This window comes from Gemmatimonadales bacterium (assembly GCA_030697825.1).
Taxonomy (GTDB): Bacteria; Gemmatimonadota; Gemmatimonadetes; order Gemmatimonadales; family JACORV01; genus JACORV01.
In genome coordinates, this window is sequence record JAUYOW010000199.1 from 1 (window position 1) to 16,459 (window position 16,459).

The 16,459-nt window shown below is 69.3% G+C and carries 12 protein-coding genes; 11 read left to right on the forward strand and 1 reads right to left on the reverse strand.

Annotated features, from left to right (window positions below; all coding sequences use genetic code 11):
• Positions 1–1,295: S9 family peptidase (locus Q8Q85_10405; protein ID MDP3774665.1), on the forward strand; the 1,295-nt coding region annotated here is incomplete at its 5' end.
• 108 nt (positions 1,296–1,403) lie between these two features.
• On the opposite strand, the gene Q8Q85_10410 is transcribed toward Q8Q85_10405, so the two are convergent.
• Positions 1,404–2,903 (reverse strand): hypothetical protein, encoded by a 1,500-nt coding sequence (locus Q8Q85_10410; protein MDP3774666.1) that lies wholly within the window; start codon positions 2,901–2,903, stop codon positions 1,404–1,406.
• Between the two features lie 74 nt (positions 2,904–2,977).
• On the opposite strand from Q8Q85_10410, the gene tilS reads away from it, so the two are divergent.
• The 10 genes from tilS to ileS all read left to right on the forward strand — a co-directional run bounded on the left by tilS (position 2,978) and on the right by ileS (position 16,432).
• Positions 2,978–4,330, forward strand: a complete 1,353-nt coding sequence (tilS, locus tag Q8Q85_10415; GenBank protein ID MDP3774667.1) for a tRNA lysidine(34) synthetase TilS — start codon at positions 2,978–2,980, stop codon at positions 4,328–4,330.
• A 13-nt stretch (positions 4,331–4,343) separates the two neighbouring features.
• Positions 4,344–4,871: a hypoxanthine phosphoribosyltransferase gene (hpt, locus tag Q8Q85_10420; protein MDP3774668.1), complete on the forward strand. Its 528-nt coding sequence runs from the start codon at positions 4,344–4,346 to the stop codon at positions 4,869–4,871.
• Positions 4,872–4,903: 32 nt separating this feature from the next.
• Positions 4,904–6,877: an ATP-dependent zinc metalloprotease FtsH gene (ftsH, locus tag Q8Q85_10425; GenBank protein ID MDP3774669.1), complete on the forward strand. Its 1,974-nt coding sequence runs from the start codon at positions 4,904–4,906 to the stop codon at positions 6,875–6,877.
• Entirely contained in the window at positions 6,874–7,734 is an 861-nt protein-coding gene (folP, locus tag Q8Q85_10430) for a dihydropteroate synthase (GenBank protein ID MDP3774670.1), read from the forward strand. Before ftsH ends, folP begins: the two co-directional genes overlap by 4 nt.
• Positions 7,735–7,743: 9 nt before the next feature.
• Complete coding sequence (gene cdaA, locus Q8Q85_10435; GenBank protein MDP3774671.1) at positions 7,744–8,538, forward strand: diadenylate cyclase CdaA; 795 nt, start codon at positions 7,744–7,746, stop codon at positions 8,536–8,538.
• Between the two features lie 64 nt (positions 8,539–8,602).
• Positions 8,603–11,140, forward strand: a complete 2,538-nt coding sequence (locus tag Q8Q85_10440) for a DUF2723 domain-containing protein (protein ID MDP3774672.1) — start codon at positions 8,603–8,605, stop codon at positions 11,138–11,140.
• Positions 11,141–11,167: 27 nt separating this feature from the next.
• Positions 11,168–11,839, forward strand: coding sequence for a YggS family pyridoxal phosphate-dependent enzyme (locus Q8Q85_10445; GenBank protein MDP3774673.1), 672 nt, complete (start codon positions 11,168–11,170; stop codon positions 11,837–11,839).
• On the forward strand, positions 11,836–12,414 hold the full coding sequence (locus tag Q8Q85_10450) for a DivIVA domain-containing protein (GenBank protein ID MDP3774674.1): 579 nt from the start codon (positions 11,836–11,838) through the stop codon (positions 12,412–12,414). Before Q8Q85_10445 ends, Q8Q85_10450 begins: the two co-directional genes overlap by 4 nt.
• Positions 12,411–13,232 (forward strand): purine-nucleoside phosphorylase, encoded by an 822-nt coding sequence (locus Q8Q85_10455; protein MDP3774675.1) that lies wholly within the window; start codon positions 12,411–12,413, stop codon positions 13,230–13,232. The genes Q8Q85_10450 and Q8Q85_10455 overlap by 4 nt, the downstream gene beginning before the upstream one ends.
• The gene (gene ileS / locus Q8Q85_10460) at positions 13,229–16,432 is read left to right on the forward strand and encodes an isoleucine--tRNA ligase (GenBank protein MDP3774676.1); all 3,204 of its coding nucleotides are present in this window, start codon (positions 13,229–13,231) and stop codon (positions 16,430–16,432) included. Before Q8Q85_10455 ends, ileS begins: the two co-directional genes overlap by 4 nt.
• The last annotated feature ends 27 nt before the right edge of the window (positions 16,433–16,459 follow it).

Consider the following 16,459-nt stretch of genomic DNA (forward strand, 5'->3'; position numbering starts at 1 on the left):
TCCTCGACGTCGCGAGCGGTGCGGTCCGGAAGCTCACCACCAATCCCGGCTACGATCGCAGCCCGGCCTTCTCGCCCGATGGGCGTTCCATCGCATACCTCTGTTCCGCGGGTCGCGGCCAGCCCACCGATGTCTGCGTGATAAGCGTGGATGGAGGTGGGACGCGCAACCTCACCCAGCGCTGGGAGCTCGACCCCAACCCGCCCCAGTGGTCGCGCGACGGGCGCACCCTGACGTTCGACGCGGAGATCGAGGGCAGCGTTCACCTGTTCCGGGCAGCGGCGGGCGGTGGCGCGGTACAGCAGGTGACGCGCGGCCTCCGGCAGATGCGCGGCTTCACGTCCAGCGCGGACGGCCGCTTGATGGGCTACACCTCGACCGACATCACGCATCCGGCGGAGGTGTTCGTCGCGTCCGGCGACGGAACCGTCGAAAGACGAATCACTTCGTTCAACGACGCGTACCTGGCGTCGGTGGACGCGATCCCGGCGGACACTATCTGGTACCGCGGCCCCGGTGGAATGCGGATCGAGGGCTGGTTGATGAAGCCCCACGGCTGGGCGTCCGGCGCGCGGTATCCGCTGGTGCTCTACATACACGGCGGGCCGCACGGCCAATACGGCAACGTCTACCTCCACGAATTCCAGATGCTGGCGGGGCAGGGATACTACGTCCTGTTCACCAATCCGCGCGGATCCACCGGCTACGGCCACGCCTTCACGTACGCCTCGCGCGGGCGCTGGGGGATGGAGGACTACCAGGACTTGATGCTCGGGGTCGACGAGGCGATCCGTCGCTCCGGCCAGGTGGACACGACGCGGATGGCCGTGCTCGGCGGGTCGTACGGCGGGTTCATGACCAACTGGATCGTCGGGCACACCCACCGATTCAGGGTGGCACAGACCGACCGCTCCATCTCGAACTGGTTCTCGTGGTACGGCTCGTCGGACGCGCAGGATCTCACGGCCTATGAGTTCTACGGCAGGCCCTGGGAGCAGGACTCCCTCTACCGGGCGCTGTCGCCGTTCACCTACGTCCGGAACATGACGACGCCGCTCCTCATCGTGCACAGCGAAGAGGACTACCGCGTGCCCATCACCGACGCCGAGCAGCTCTTCATGGCGCTCCGCCAGCGGCACGTGCCGGTGGAGTTCGTGCGCTACCCGCGCAGTTCACACGGCCTCTCGCGCACCGGCCCTCCATGGCTGCTGGTGGACCGGCTGGAGCGGATCCGGACCTGGTTCGCGCACTGGATCGGGACCGGGACGACTGCGCCGGCGGCGGAGGTTAGATAATGGGGAGCGGTACCTGGGGGAGCGGTACCGGTAGATGCCCGTCGCGGCGCCCGGTACGCCGCGTCCTGCATCGGGAGGTACCGCTCCCCGCTCCCCGCTCCCAGTTTCTCAGTCATACACGCACACAAACCGCGTCGTCCGCGGCGGCAGTTCCGCCATCAGCCACCACGCCTGCTGCCACGCTTCGCGCGCCATGCGCGACGTATCGCCGGGGGGAATAGCGAGCCGGTAGTGCTCGAGCGCCTTCTCTCTCGCGGCCGGCGACTCTTCGAGGTACTGCGCGGAGTCCGCGTACTCGGCGAGCGCGCCGTGCGCCAGGGCGACGATGTCGCGGTAGGCCTCCGCCACCAGGAAATGCGCCGCGCGCGCCTGCTGATGTTGCGGGTGCCGCGCCAGCCACGCCTCCCCTTTCGCGATCACATCCCGAAAGTTGTCCCCGCCTCCGCGGCAGGTGCCCGACGTATCGAAGCCATACTCCAGCAGGAGCATGAAGGTGGCGTTGCTCACCGGCCCGTCGAGGCCGAGGGTCAGGATGTCCTGGAGCCAGTTGTGGGTGAAGACCCATCCATTGCCGAGCGGAGAGTACTCGAACTTCGCGCCGAGGGCGCGGAACGGCCGGAAACGGGCGCTGTCCGGCCCTTCGCACAGTCCGTATGCGCAAAGGCTCCTCCCCAGGACTTGATCCGCGACGAAGAGGGCGGCCGCCCGCCGACCGGCGGGCTGCGCTCCGGCGGCGGCGAGCCACCGGCGCAGCGCCTCGAGCAGGCGGCCGCGGTCGAGAGGGCGGCGACTCGGTCCGGTCGCGGCGTCGGACGCCTTGGCTTCGGCGAGGACTCGCTCGAGTGGGTTCCACGCATTCGTATCGACGGCGCTTAGTGCGACCGCGCTGTCCAGCGACAGGGTGTCGGCCGCGGTGGTGAGACTGGCGACGGTCTCGGCGCCGCCGGCGTCCATTCCCGAACGAGGCAGGTACGCGAAGGCGACGACGGAAGCCGAGGATCGGGAGGTATCCGTCACGAGCGCGCGCGGCGGCGTGCTCAACGCCGAAACCACGGAGACTGCGCCCTGACGCCACCGGCCCCGGCGGGTCCAGAACGCGGATCCGCCGAACGAGACCTGGCCCGTGTCCGCGCGCCCGTAGAGGCGCGTGAGCTGCGCGCGGACCGAGTCGGCGAGTACTGCGCCCGCTGCGGAGTCGGCGGCGGACACCCGCACCCATACGAGTCCCAAGGCACAGCCGCGGATTATAAGGCGCTCGGGGCTGGTCTCGGCGGGAAGCTCGAGAGACTGCGGCGGCCCGGGTGGGTAGAAGAAGGCGTCGCGCTCGATCTCGTGGCCGGCCACCTGCGCGCGACGCTCGGCGTAGGCGCACCAGTCGCCGCGATCGTACCACGGGGACGCCGCGGTGAATCGTTGCACCGGCTCCGGCCGGTCCGCATTCCATTCGGCCAAGCTGACGCTGTCGCGCAGCTGCCAGAGCTCCAGCGCCACCTGGCCGGGGACCGTGGCGGGATCGATCGAAGTGGCGAGGCTGTCGGCGGGGCGCGCGCCGCCACGCCGTTCGCGCTCGCCGCAGCCCACCAGGACGGCGAGCAGCGCGAGCAGCACGATCCCTCCGGGGCGCATCCGCATATCGGGGCCAAAATGTTGCTGCCCGCCTTCCGGAAAGCGAGCTTTGACGGGTGACCGCCCCGTCGCTGCTCGAGCGCCTCCGCAGGCACCTCGCCGAGTCAGGGCTCTTCCCGGAGCCCGGACTCGCCGTGCTCGCCGTGTCCGGCGGCGGGGATTCGGTCGCGATGCTGGACCTCCTCGCCGCCCTGGCGCCGGACCTCGGTCTCTCGCTCCTCGTCGCCCACGCCGATCACGGTATCCTGCCCGACAGCACCGCCGTGGCGGAGCGGGTGAGTGGTCTCGCGAAGACGCGCTTCGGGCTCGAAACCGTCGTAGGCGCGCTCGACCTGGGCCCGAAGGCGAGCGAGACCCGCGCCCGCACGGCGCGCTATCGCTTCCTGCGCCAGGTCCAGGCCGACCGCGGCGCGCGCTACCTCGTCACCGCGCACCACGCCGACGACCAGGTGGAGACGGTGCTCCTGCGCCTCCTTCGGGGCAGCGCGCCGGCCGGCCTCGCCGGCATCGCCCCTCGCGCGTCGCGCGGCCTGATCCGCCCGCTCCTTCCGTTCTCCCACGCCGAGCTGACCGCGCATTCCGCGAGCCTTGGCGCGCCGATCGCGGTCGATCCCACGAATCGTGACCCACGCCACATGCGCGCCTGGGTGCGTACCGCGCTCTGGCCGGTCATCGAGCAGCGACTCCGCGGGATGGGGACTGAAGCCCTGCTCGCGGTGGCCGGCCATGCGAGTCGGGAAGTCATGGCCTGGGACGCCCTCCTCGACGCCCTTCCCGGGCTCGAGGTTCGCGCCGCGGACGGCCGTTTCGAAGTTGCCCGTGGAGTGCTGAGCGGCTATCATAACGTGTTGGCCGGACGCATTTTGCGCGCCGCGGCGCGGCGCGCCGGTATCCGGCTGGCACCGGGCGCAGCGGACCGGCTCGCACGCTTCGCGGCAGCAGCCGCCAGCGGGCGTCGCCTGATGCTCGGCGAAAACCTGATGGGCGAGGTCGCGTTCGACCGGCTGGTCGTGGCGCGCTTCGCGGCGGAGCCTGAACGCCAGACCCTTCGCGGATCGAACGGCGAGGTCGGGTTCGGCGACTACCTCGTGCGGTGGCGAGAGGCCGAAGCGCCCGCCGAGATCGAGCGTGGCGGCTGGACGACCTGGGTCCGCGCCGTGCCCGGCGGGGCGCCTTTAACGGTACGGCCGCCGGCTCCCGGCGAACGCCTCGCGCCGTTGGGCGGCGTAGGTCGCGCGAAGGTGGCTCGGCTGCTCATGGCGGCCAAGGTTCCGCGCGCGGAACGGCAGCGGTATCCGGTCGTCGCTACCGACGAGGCGGTGCTATGGATCCCCGGCGTGTGTCGTGGGGCGGACCTGATTCCGGAGCCTGGACGGGAGGCGATGCGGATCGATGTTGTCGCCGGCTAGCGTGGCGCATTGGATGGGTGGCCGGAAGGTCGCCCGCATAGTCTACGAGCCGGAGATGATCCAGGCGCGCGTTCGCGAGCTGGGGCACGAGATCACGAAGGCCTATCCGGACGGCGACCTGCTGATCCTGGGCCTCCTCAAGGGGAGCTTCATCTTCCTCGGAGACCTCGTCCGCCAGATCCCGCGACCGCTCCAGGTGGACTTCATCGTCGCCAGCTCGTACGGCGACTCCACCGTTTCGAGCGGGAACGTCCGGCTGGTCTACGACCCCGAGACCCGTCTCGAAGGGAAACATATCCTGCTGGTCGAGGATATTATTGACACCGGGCGGACGCTGAACCGCCTGGTCGAGCTGCTGCGCTCGCGCAACCCGAGGAGCCTGGAGATTTGCGCACTGCTCGACAAGCACCTCGCCGGCGACCTGAAGGTGCAGCCGAAGTTCCTGGGCTTCGATGCGCCGAAAGAGTTCCTGGTGGGGTACGGGTTGGACCACGCAGAGGATTTTCGACACTTGCCGTTCGTCGCCAGTCTGGCCGACTGAACCAACGGCCAACGGCTTCAAGGAAGCCATAGATGCCCGAACGTTTGCCACCTCCGAAGTTCTCTTGGGGCCGTTTCTCGAAGACGGCGGCCTTCTGGCTGATCCTCATCCTCATCACCGCGGTTTTCTTCCAGCTCACGGCTCGCAAGAACGGGGAAGCGCCGGAGATCTCCTATTCGGACTTCCAGGCGGCGCTGGACCGCGGCAACGTCGGCAAGGTCGAGATAATCGCGCTCCAGGACTTGCGCGGCGAGTTCAAGTCGCCGGAGCAGATCCTCGGCAAGCCGGTCCTGCGATTCACGGTGCAGCTGCCCTTCCAGGCGTCGGAGACGTTCACCCGGCAGCTTCAGGAGAAGGGCGTGCCGATCCAGGCGCGCCGGCCGCGGCCCGGGCTCCTCGCGCTCTTCGTGCAGATGTTGCCGTGGCTCATCCTGATCGGCTTCTGGCTCTTCATCTACAAGCAGATGCAGGCCGGCAGCGGGCGCGCCTTCGCGTTCGGCAAGTCGAAGGCCAAGCTGCTGACCGGCGACACGCCCAAGATCACCTTCGCCGACGTGGCGGGGTGTGACGAGGCCAAGGTCGAGCTTCAGGAGATCATCGAGTTCCTGAAGGACCCGCAGAAGTTCACCCGGCTGGGCGGGCGGCTCCCCAAGGGCGCGCTTCTCGTCGGGGCGCCGGGTACGGGCAAGACGCTCCTCGCCAAGGCCGTTGCGGGTGAGGCGGCGCGGCCATTCTTCTCCATGTCGGGCTCGGACTTCGTCGAGATGTTCGTGGGGGTTGGCGCGTCGCGGGTGCGCGACCTCTTCGAGCAGGGCAAGGCGCACGCGCCTTGCATCATCTTCATCGACGAGATAGACGCGGTAGGCCGGCACCGCGGTGCGGGCCTGGGCGGCGGGCACGACGAGCGCGAGCAGACGCTCAACCAGCTGTTGGTGGAGATGGACGGCTTCGAGTCGAACGAGGGCGTGATCCTCCTGGCCGCGACCAACCGGCCCGACGTGCTCGACCCGGCGCTGCTGCGTCCCGGCCGCTTCGACCGCCAGATCGTCGTGGACGCGCCGGACGTGCGGGGGCGCGAAGGCATCCTCCGCGTGCACACGCGCAAGATCCCGCTGGCTGTCGATGTGCGCCTCGACAAAGTGGCGAAGGGGACGCCGGGCCTCTCCGGCGCCGACCTCGCCAACCTGGTGAACGAGGCGGCCCTCCTCGCCGCGCGCCGCAACAAGTCGCAGGTGGACATGGAGGACGTCGAGAACGCCAAGGACAAGGTGATGCTCGGCGTGGAGCGGAGGAGCTTGGTCCTTTCCGAAGACGAGCGCCGTCTCACCGCCTATCACGAAGCGGGACACGCCATCGTCGCCTGGTCCATCCCCGGGCTCGATCCGTTGCACAAGGTGACGATCGTGCCGCGGGGGCGCTCGCTCGGCCTCACCACCTGGCTTCCCGAAGAGGACCGCCACAACTACACCAAGTACTGGCTCGAGGGGCAGCTCGCGGTGAGCTTCGGCGGCCGCGTTGCGGAACAACTGGTCTTCGGCGCGGAGAAGGTGACCACCGGAGCCTGGGGCGACATAGAGCAGGCGACCCGGATGGCGCGGCGGATGGTGACCCAGTTCGGGATGAGCGACATAGTCGGCACGGTAGCGGTCGGAGACCAGGAGCACGAGATATTCCTCGGCCGCGAGATTTCCCAGCGGCAGGGCGTCTCCGAACGCACGGCGGAGCTGGTGGACAACGAGATCAAGCGGATCATCGACGAAGCCTATGCGCGGGCGCGCACGATCCTCGCCGGGCACCGGGAGATGCTCGACATGCTCGCGGCGGCGCTGCTCGATCGCGAGACGCTGGACCGCGAGGAGCTGGACATGGTGCTCGCGGGCCAGCCGCTGCCGCCGCGCTCTCCTTCGCCGTCGGTGCCTCCGGTGCCCGCCGGTCCGGTCGCGGCCGACAAGGAAGCCGCGCCGCGCCCCGTGGGCGTTCCGAACGAGGCGCCGAGCCCGGCGTGATTAGCGCGGCGCGGGCGGTGCGGGTGTGGCGCACGGCCCGACGCTCGCTCCCGCTGGACACGTCTCTCGTCGTCGGCATCATCAACGTAACGCCGGACTCCTTCAGCGATGGCGGCAGGCACTTCGACCCCGCGGACGCCGTGCGCGCTGGGCTGGGAATGCGCGAGGCGGGCGCCGATGTGCTGGACGTGGGCGGGGAGTCGACCCGGCCGGGCGCATCGCAGCCGGACGAAGCCGAAGAGTTGCGCCGTATCATCCCGGTGATCGAGCGCCTGGTGAGGGAGGTGGGCCTCCCGGTCAGTGTGGACACGCGGCGCAGCGGGGTCGCGCGGCGGGCCATCGAAGCGGGCGCCGAGATCGTGAACGATGTCTCGGGCCTGACGTGCGATCCGGAGATGGCGCGCGCGGTCGCGGATACCGGCGCCGGTGTCGTCATCATGCACATGCGCGGCGAGCCCGCCACGATGGACGCGCACGCCCGGTACGGCGACGTCGCAGCCGAGGTGGCCGGCGAGTTGTCTGAACGAAGGGGCCGAGCCCTAATCGCCGGCGTAGCGCCGGAAGCGATCGTGCTCGACCCCGGCCTCGGCTTCGCCAAGAACGTGGAGCACAACCTGACGCTCTTGAACCGTCTGGACGCCATCGTCGCCCTCAACCACCCCGTCATGGTGGGGCCGTCGCGGAAGCGTTTCCTGGGCGCGGTGACGGGCAGCGGCGTAGCGGAGCGCGACGCGGCGACGGCGGCGGCGTGCGTGGCCGCGCGCTTTCGTGGCGCGTCGCTCTTCCGCGTGCACGACGTGGCCGCCGCGCGCGAAGCGCTGACGGTGGCCGACGCGATCCTGACGGCCAACGGCTGACGGCTCCCCATGGGCGACCGTCTCCGCTTCCTGATCCCGCAGTGGCGCGACCTCATCCAGATCGTGATCGTGGCGTTCGTGATCTACCGGGCGCTGCTCTTCCTGCTGGGCACCCGAGCGATACACATCCTCCTCGGCCTGGTGGTGCTCGCGGCGGCGTACGTCACGGCGGTGCTCCTCAAGTTCGCGATGATCACGTACTTGCTGGGCATCGTGCTCACCTACGGCGCATTCGCGCTTCTCATAGTGTTCCAGCCGGAGCTGCGCGCGGGCCTGGCCCAGCTGGGCCAGTCGCGGTTGATGCGGTTCTTCTACCGCGGCGAGGCCCACCAGGTGGCCGAGGAGATCTCTGAGGCGGTGGACCGCCTGAGCCGCGCGGGCACCGGGGCGATTGTCGCGGTGGAGGGGGAAGTGGGCCTCGGTGACTACGTGGGCAGCGGCACCGCGCTCCACGCCCGCGTCGCCGCCGACCTGGTGACGACCATCTTCACCCCCTACTCGCCGCTGCACGACGGCGCGGTGATCATCCGCGGCGACACCATCGTCGGCGCAGGCTGCATCCTCCCGCTCACCCAGTTCCCGGTGGCGGACAAGAGCCTGGGCACGCGCCATCGCGCCGCGCTCGGCCTCTCCGAGGAGACTGACGCGCTGGTGATCGTGATCTCGGAAGAGACGAGCGCCATCTCCGTGGCGCGCCGCGGGCAGCTCGAGCGCGGGGTCAGCGTCGCACGCCTCAAGGAGCTGCTCGCCAGCGGTCCCTTCGCGCGCCTCCCGACCACGGGCCTCGAGCCGGTCCGTTCCTGAACGCCGTTCCCTTCAACCCCGAAGCTCTCCCATGGCCTCTTCAGCTATCGCGGGCAACCGCCCCATGACCAGCGCCGCCGACGCCACGACGGAACGGCCCCCCTACCTGCTGGCGCTGCTCGCCGCGGGCGTGGTGCTCGCAGGCTACGTCTTCACCCTCGCGCCATCGGTGACGTTCTGGGACGCGGGAGAGTTCATCTCCGCCTCGCACATCCTGGGGATCCCGCACCCGCCAGGCACCCCGATGTTCGTGATCCTGGGCCGAGTGTGGGACGCGTTCTTTCCGGTCGGGACGACGGCGTTCAAAACGAACCTGATGAGCGCCACCTTCAGCGCGTGCGCGTCGGGGTTCCTGTTCCTGTTCATGCATTCGATCCTGGGGCGCGGGACGAAGGGGATGGAGGCGGGCGCGGCCCGTGTCTTCCGGGTAGGCGGCGCGTTCGCGGCGGCGCTCATCGCGGCCTACGTCTTCACCAACTGGCAGAACTCGAACGAGACCGAGGTCTACCAGATCTCGATGTTCGCCATCGGCGCGATCGCGTGGCTCTGCTGGCTATGGCGGCGCGACCGGAACGGCCCCAGCGGGGCCCATGAGCTGCTGCTGCTCATCTACATCCTCGGCATCGCGCTCAGCACGCACCTCATGGGGCTGCTGGTCGGTCCCGCGGTGATCGCGTACATGTACCACGTCCTCCGGACCGAGCCGGCGCGCGATCCCAAGGAGCGGCAGGTGCAGTGGGCGGAGTTCCTGGTGGCGGGAAGCCTCTGGGTCACCATGGTGGGCGTGGGGATCGGTGCCTGGCCGATCGCTGTGCTGGGGTTGCTGCTGTTTGGCGTCGCGGCGTACTTCGCCTACCGGGCGGGGACGCTCTTCTTCGCGGGTGCCGCGCTGGTGGTGGCCGCGATCGGGGTGAGCGGGTTCCTGTACCTGTTCATCCGGGCGGGGTTGCACCCCTACGTGAACGAGGCGGACCCCTCGACGTGGAGCAGCCTCTGGTCGGTGATCCGGCGCGAGCAGTACCCGTTCCGCTCGCCGCTCGATAATCCTATCTACCCCCACGGACCGGACAACCCCGGCCGCACCTTGTCGCTGCTGGCGCTCCAGATCCTGAACTACATCCAGTATTTCGATTGGCAGTGGTCGGCGGGCCTCCAGCGCGCGTACACTCTGCTGGCGCCGGCGCGGCTGCCGTTCACGCTGCTGTTCACCGGCCTGGGCATCTGGGGCGCTACCGAGCACCGGAAATGGGACCGCCCGACCTTTTGGTTCATCGCCACGCTCTTCGCCACCACCAGCCTCGGGCTCGTCCTCTACCTCAACTTCAAGCCGGGCTTCTCGCTCGCGCTCCAGACCTACGCGGACCGGGAGATGCACGAAGTGCGCGAGCGGGACTACTTCTTTACGGTCTCGTACGTGGCGTGGGGGTTGTGGGCGGGTCTGGGCCTGGCGGCGGCGTACCGCGCGCTGCGCGAGCGTCTGAGCGAGACGGTGCCGGTGCCTGCCGCGGGAATGGTATTCGCGGCGGCGCTGATCCCCTTTGCGCTGAACTTCAACGCCGCGAGCCGGAAGCACGGCCCGTCGGCCACCCTGGCGCGAGACTTCGCGTACAACATGTTGATGTCGGTGGAGCCGTACGGGATCCTGTTCACCAACGGCGACAACGACACCTTCCCGCTCTGGTACGCACAGGAGGTCGAGGAGATCCGGCAGGACGTGGTGGTGGTGAACCTGTCGCTCATCAACACCGACTGGTACATCCGCCAGCTGCGCGACAACCCGGCGCGGCCCTACCGGCCCGACAGCGCCGCCATCGGGCTGTACGGGAGGGAAGCCGGCCCGCCGCCGGCGTGCAGCGCCGCGTGGGCGGACACGCTCGACGCGTGGGCGCGCGCCGCCGACCGGCGAGGGCCGGACCGGCAGTTCGGGATGCCCACCTGCCTGCACACCCTCACCGACGATCAGATCGTGGGCATCCAGCCCCAGCTCCTGTCGAGAGACCTGGTGCTGCACGTCGGGAACATCACCCACACCTATCCCGCGAACACGCCGATGTACGTGAAAGACATCATGGTGCTGCGGCTCATCCAGGAGAACCTGGGGCGGCGGCCGATCTACTTCGCGCTAACGGCGGGGAGCGGGAGCCGCATGGGGCTCGACCAGTACATGAACCAACAGGCGCTCGCCTTCAAGCTCATGCCCGACCCGGTGACTTCCGGCCCCGAAGGACTCTTCGGGACGAAGGTGGATGTGGAGCGGACTCGCACGCTGGTGTGGGACGTGTTCCGTTATGCGCGGCTCTTCGACGTGGACAGCCTCGAGCTCGACCCCACGGACGACAACATCGCCGGAAACCTCGCCTTCAACTACATGACGCTGGGCGAGGCGTACCGGCAGCTCGGGAACGCGGAACTGGTGGTCGCGAACTTCCGGAAGGCGAACCATCTATCGCCGAACCCGGAGCTCGAGCGGTACGTCAGGACGTTCGAGGCGGCCACGGTGAACCCGGCCATTCTGGGGCCGGACACGGTCCAGGCGCGGCCGGAGAGCGGGGCGGCTGGCGCCCGCCCCGCGGCGCGGGACAGCTCGGGCGGTCGCCGGTAGGCGGCGGGACTACTAGCTTACAAGGTTATGGACGTCGAGGCCGTCCGGGCCCGCATCGCCCAGGCGGCGGCCCGCAGCGGCCGAACGGCCGAGGCCGTTCAGGTGGTCGCGGTCACGAAGGGCCACCCGATCGAGCGGGTGCGGGATGCGGTCGCCTTGGGCTTCACGGACCTGGGCGAGAACCGCGTCCAGGAAGCGCTCGCGAAGCAGGAGGCCTGGCCCGACGCGCCGGTCCGCTGGCACCTGATCGGCCACCTCCAGCGCAACAAGGCGAAACTGGCCGTCGGGCGCTTCGCGCTGATCCATTCGCTCGATTCGGTTCGCCTGGCGGACGCGCTCGAGCTGGAAGCGGCGAAGCGAAACCTGGTGCAGGACGCGCTGGTCGAGGTCAACGTCGCGCGCGAGCCGCAGAAGAGCGGCGCGATGCCCGAGGAGGCGGAGAAGATCGTGGCCCACGCCGCCACGCTGCCGCACCTTCGAGTGAACGGCCTGATGACGATGGCCCCGCTGACTGACGACGCGGCGGTGATCCGTCGCACCTTCGCCGGCCTGCGCGCACTGAAGGAACGGCTCCCGGCTCCCGGCGTAAGCCTTACGGAGCTGTCGATGGGGATGTCAGGTGATTTCGAGATCGCGATCGAGGAGGGCGCCACGATGGTCCGACTCGGCACGGTCCTTTTCGGGGAGCGGAAGCCATGAGCGACGACGTCTTTCGTCTCACGCCACTGGACGTGCGGAAGCAGGAGTTCAAGAAAGCGATGCGCGGGTACGAGCCGCTCGCGGTCGAGGACTTCCGTTCGCGCGCCGCCGACGAGCTGGAGCGCGTCTTGCGCGAGCGCATGGCGCTCGAGGAGCGCCTCCGGTACGTCGAGGAACGGCTCAAGGAGTACAAGGCCCGCGACAAGGCGATGAACGACGCGCTGGTGGCCGCGCAGCAGCTCCGCGCCGAGACGCGCGAGCAGGCCGAGCGCGAGGCGCAGATGATCGTGCGCGAGGCCGAAGCGGACGCCGAGCGGAGGCTGGAGCGTGCGCGCCGCGAGCTGGACCGGATCGAGTCCTCGGGGCAGCAGCTGTCGCAGAAGCACCACGCGTACCTGGCGTCGCTGCGCACCCTGGTGGACCGGCAGAAGGCGGAGCTGGATGTGCTCGCGGCGAGCGAAGGCGCGAACTTCGGCAAGGTCGCGGGCTCCATCGCCCCCGCCGACGAGGCCCGGCGCGCCCGCGACGCGAGGAAATCGTCCCCCAAGTGGATCAAGTCGATCGTCGAGGAGTGACCAGCGAGTCCGTAGAGCAGGCCGCGGCCGCCGTGCGCGCACGGTGGCCGAAGCGGCCCGAGATCGCCATCATCCTCGGCACCGGCCTGGGCGGTCTCGGGCGCGAGATCGCTCTGGAGTGCGAGGTCCCCTACACCGAGGTCCCGGGCTTCCCGCTATCGACCGTCGAAACGCACGCGGGAAAGCTCCTGCTGGGCACGCTCGAAGGGCGTCCGATCGCCGCGATGCAGGGCCGTTTCCACCACTACGAAGGCTATCCGCTCCAGCGCATCGCTTTCCCGGTCTACGTCCTCCGCGCCCTGGGAGCCGGAACGCTGATCGTCTCGAACGCGTGCGGCGGCATGCACCCGCTCTGGGCCTCCGGCGACCTCGTCCTCATCTCGGACCACATCAACCTGTTAGGCGGCAACCCGCTGGTCGGCGCCAACGACGAGCGACTTGGCCCGCGCTTCCCGGACCTGTCGGAGCCGTACGACCCCGCGCTGCGCGCGCTGGCGCGCGCGGTCGCCCTCGAGGAGGGCATCACGCTGCGCGAAGGCGTCTACGTCGCCGTCGCCGGGCCGAACCTCGAGACGCGCGCGGAGTACCGGATGCTGCGCGCCATCGGAGCGGACGTGGTCGGGATGAGCACGGTCCCCGAGGTCATCGCCGCCGTTCACGCGGGACTGAAGGTCATGGGCCTCTCCATCATCACCGACCAGTGCCTGCCGGACGCACTTGAGCCGGCCGAGTTCCAGCGCATCGTCCGTACCGCCATGGGCGCCGAGCCCAAGCTTAGCGCGCTGATCCGGGGTGTGATCCGGCGGATGGCCGGATGAGCGCGCCGCGCTATCCGGGGATCCCGGTGGACGAGCGCGCGGACGCGCTCGAGCGCGAGTTGCTGCACCGGTGGAAGGCCGAGGACCTCTTCCACGAGACCCAGCGCCGCACCGCGGGCGGCAAGCCGTTCGTGTTCTATGAAGGCCCGCCCACCGCGAACGGGCGCCCGGGCATTCATCACGTCTTCGCGCGCACCATCAAGGACCTGATCTGCCGCTATCACGCGATGCAGGGCCGGTGCGTGACGCGCATCGCGGGATGGGATACCCACGGTCTTCCGGTCGAGATCGAGGTCGAAAAGCAGCTCGGCATCAGCAGCAAGACCGAGATCGGCGACCATCCGGGCGCGACCATCTCGGTGACGGAGTTCAACCGCCGCTGCCGCGAGAGCGTGTGGAAGTACAAGGCGGACTGGGAAAGCCTGTCGGACCGCATCGGCTACTGGCTCGACTACGCGAAGCCTTACATCACGTACACCAACGACTACGTCGAGTCGGTGTGGTGGTTGCTGTCACAGCTGCACGAGAAGGGACTGCTGATCCGCGGGCACAAGGTGTTGCCGTACTGCCCGCGTTGCGGCACGGTGCTCTCGAGCCACGAGCTGGCGCTGGGGTATGACACGGCGAAGGATCCGTCGGTGTATGTGCTGTTTCCGTTGGAAGGGGAGAAAGGGGAGACAGGGGAGACAGGGGAGCGGTACCTTCTGGTGTGGACGACCGCCCCTTGGACGCTGGTCTCCAACTTCGCGGTCGCGGTGCACCCGGAGCTCGACTACGTCGAGATCGAGTGGAAGGGGAGGCGCGTCATCCTGGCGGAGTCGAGAGCCGCGCACCTCATCCCCGGTGGCGATACGGAGCCTCTTTCCGTCCGTCTTTCCGCCGGTCCGTCCGTCCGTCGTTTCAAGGGCCAGGACCTCGTCGGCTTGAGATACCGCCGCCCGCTCGACGTGGCCCCGTGGCCGGAAGGACGGCGCTGGGAAGTGATAGCCGGGGACTTCGTCACCGCCGATGACGGGTCCGGACTCGTGCACCTGGCGCCATTCGGCGCGGACGACTTCACGGTCGCGCGGACTCACGATTTCGCGTACGCGGTCCCGGTGGACGGGGCGGGGAAGTTCCGCGGCACGACCTGGCCCGAGATCGAGGGCGTGTTCGTCAAGGATGCCGATGCGGCCATCATCCAGCGGCTGAAGGCCGACGGCCTGCTGCTCAAGCGCGAGACGATAGAGCACACCTATCCGTTCTGCTGGCGCTGCGACACGCCGCTCCTCTACTACCCGCGCGAATCGTGGTTCGTACGCACGACCGCCGTGAAGGACCGGCTCGTCGCCATCAATCGCGGTATCAGCTGGCACCCCGCCGAGATCGGCACCGGGCGCTTCGGGGAGTGGCTCGAGAACAACGTGGACTGGGCGCTTTCGCGCGACCGGTTCTGGGGGACGCCGCTCCCGGCCTGGATCTGCGACCGGGACGCCGCGCACGTGGAGGTGATCGGGTCGTACGCGAAGCTCGCGGAGCGGTGGGGCAGGACGCTCGCCGCGGACTTCGATCCGCACAAGCCGCACATCGACGGTTACGCCTGGGGTTGCAGGCAGTGCGGCGGCACGATGCGGAGGGCGAGCGAAGTCATCGACACCTGGTTCGACTCGGGCGCGATGCCGGTGGCGCAGTGGCACTACCCGTTCGAGCACGAGCGGGAGTTCCACGACCATTTCCCGGCGGACTTCATCGCCGAGGGGGTGGACCAGACGCGCGGGTGGTTCTACTCGCTGCTCGCCATCGCGACGACGGTCTTCGACCGGACCGCGTACCGCAACGTGATCGTGAACGAGCTGATCCTCGACTCGTCCGGGCAGAAGATGTCGAAGAGCCGCGGCAACGTGGTGGACCCGGTCGCGGCGGTGGAGAAGTACGGCGCGGACGCGGTGCGTCTCTACCTGCTGCTGTCGAGCCAGGTGTGGCTGCCGAAGAAGTTCGACGAGAAATCGATCCCGGACGTGGCGGGCAACGTGCTGGAGAAACTCCGGCACATCTACCACCTGTTCCAGCTGTATGCGGAGGATTGGGCGCCGTCATCGGCGGACCCGAAGCCGGCGGATCGCCCTCTCGCGGATCGGTGGCTGCTCGGGCGGCTCGCGCGGACGGTGCGCGAGGTCCGCGCGGCGTGGGACGGCTACGACGTGACCGTGGGGACGCGCGCCATCGTCGCCTTCGTCGTCGACGACCTGTCGAACTGGTGGGTGCGGCAGAGCCGGGTGCGCTTCTGGGTCCCGGGCGGCACGGCGGACCCGGCGGCGCTGGCCACGTTGCACGAGGTGCTCTGCGTCACGGCACGGCTGCTGGCGCCAGCCGCACCGTTCCTGTCGGACCTGATCCACCGCGCGCTGGCCGGAGCGTCGGTCCACCTGGCGCCCTTCCCGGAGGCGCCCGAGGTCATCGAGGGCGAGGCGCTCGACCGGGCGATGGACGTGGTGCGGCGCCTGGCGAGCCTGGCGCGAGGCGCGCGCGAGCAGGTGTCGCTCCGGGTGCGGCAGCCGCTGGCGCGCCTGCTGGCGGCGATCCCGGCCGACGTGGATCGCGGCCTGTTCGAGTCGCTCGTGCCGCTACTCGTGGCCGAGGTGAATGTCAAGCGCGTGGAGTTGGTGGGGCAGGGGACGGACCTTGTTTCTCTGGAGGCGCGGCCTAGCTTTCGTGCCCTCGGAAAACGATTCGGCAAGGCGACGCCGGAGGCGGCCGAGGCGGTCAGGAAACTGGCGCCCGAAGAGGTGGTCCGGTTCGACGCGGGCGAGCCGGTGGAGATAGTCGTGCAAGGGGCGCGGCACGCGCTTCAGCCGGACGACGTGATCGTACACCGGCACGCGCGGGGCGACGTCGTGGTCGAGACCGACGGTGAGGTGGTGGCCGCCATAGACCCCACTCTTACCGACGACCTCAGGCAGGAAGGCCTGGCCCGGGAGGTCGTCAGCCGGGTGCAGCGTTTGAGGCGCGACGCGGGTTACAAGGTCACCGACCGTATCGAGTTGTGGGTCGACGGCGACGAGACCGTCCGTTCCACGGCCCGGCGCCACGCTGAGTACATTGCAGGGGAAACGCTGGCGCGAAGCGTGGCGGTGGAGGCGGCGCCGCCGGCTGCCGATCTGGTGCAGGACATGGACGTGGACGGCTTCAAGGCGCGGCTCGGGGTGAAGCGCGCGAACTAACGGCTAACGGCCATCGGCCATCGGCCA

What these genes read in the sequence shown, in the direction of transcription:
- cdaA (MDP3774671.1), top strand. Translation starts at nt 7,744, where the DNA reads ATGGGCGACCGTCTCCGCTTCCTGATCCCGCAGTGGCGCGACCTCATC.
- ileS (MDP3774676.1), top strand. Translation starts at nt 13,229, where the DNA reads ATGAGCGCGCCGCGCTATCCGGGGATCCCGGTGGACGAGCGCGCGGAC.
- Q8Q85_10445 (MDP3774673.1), top strand. Translation starts at nt 11,168, where the DNA reads ATGGACGTCGAGGCCGTCCGGGCCCGCATCGCCCAGGCGGCGGCCCGC.
- Q8Q85_10440 (MDP3774672.1), top strand. Translation starts at nt 8,603, where the DNA reads ATGACCAGCGCCGCCGACGCCACGACGGAACGGCCCCCCTACCTGCTG.
- Q8Q85_10450 (MDP3774674.1), top strand. Translation starts at nt 11,836, where the DNA reads ATGAGCGACGACGTCTTTCGTCTCACGCCACTGGACGTGCGGAAGCAG.
- ftsH (MDP3774669.1), top strand. Translation starts at nt 4,904, where the DNA reads ATGCCCGAACGTTTGCCACCTCCGAAGTTCTCTTGGGGCCGTTTCTCG.
- hpt (MDP3774668.1), top strand. Translation starts at nt 4,344, where the DNA reads ATGGGTGGCCGGAAGGTCGCCCGCATAGTCTACGAGCCGGAGATGATC.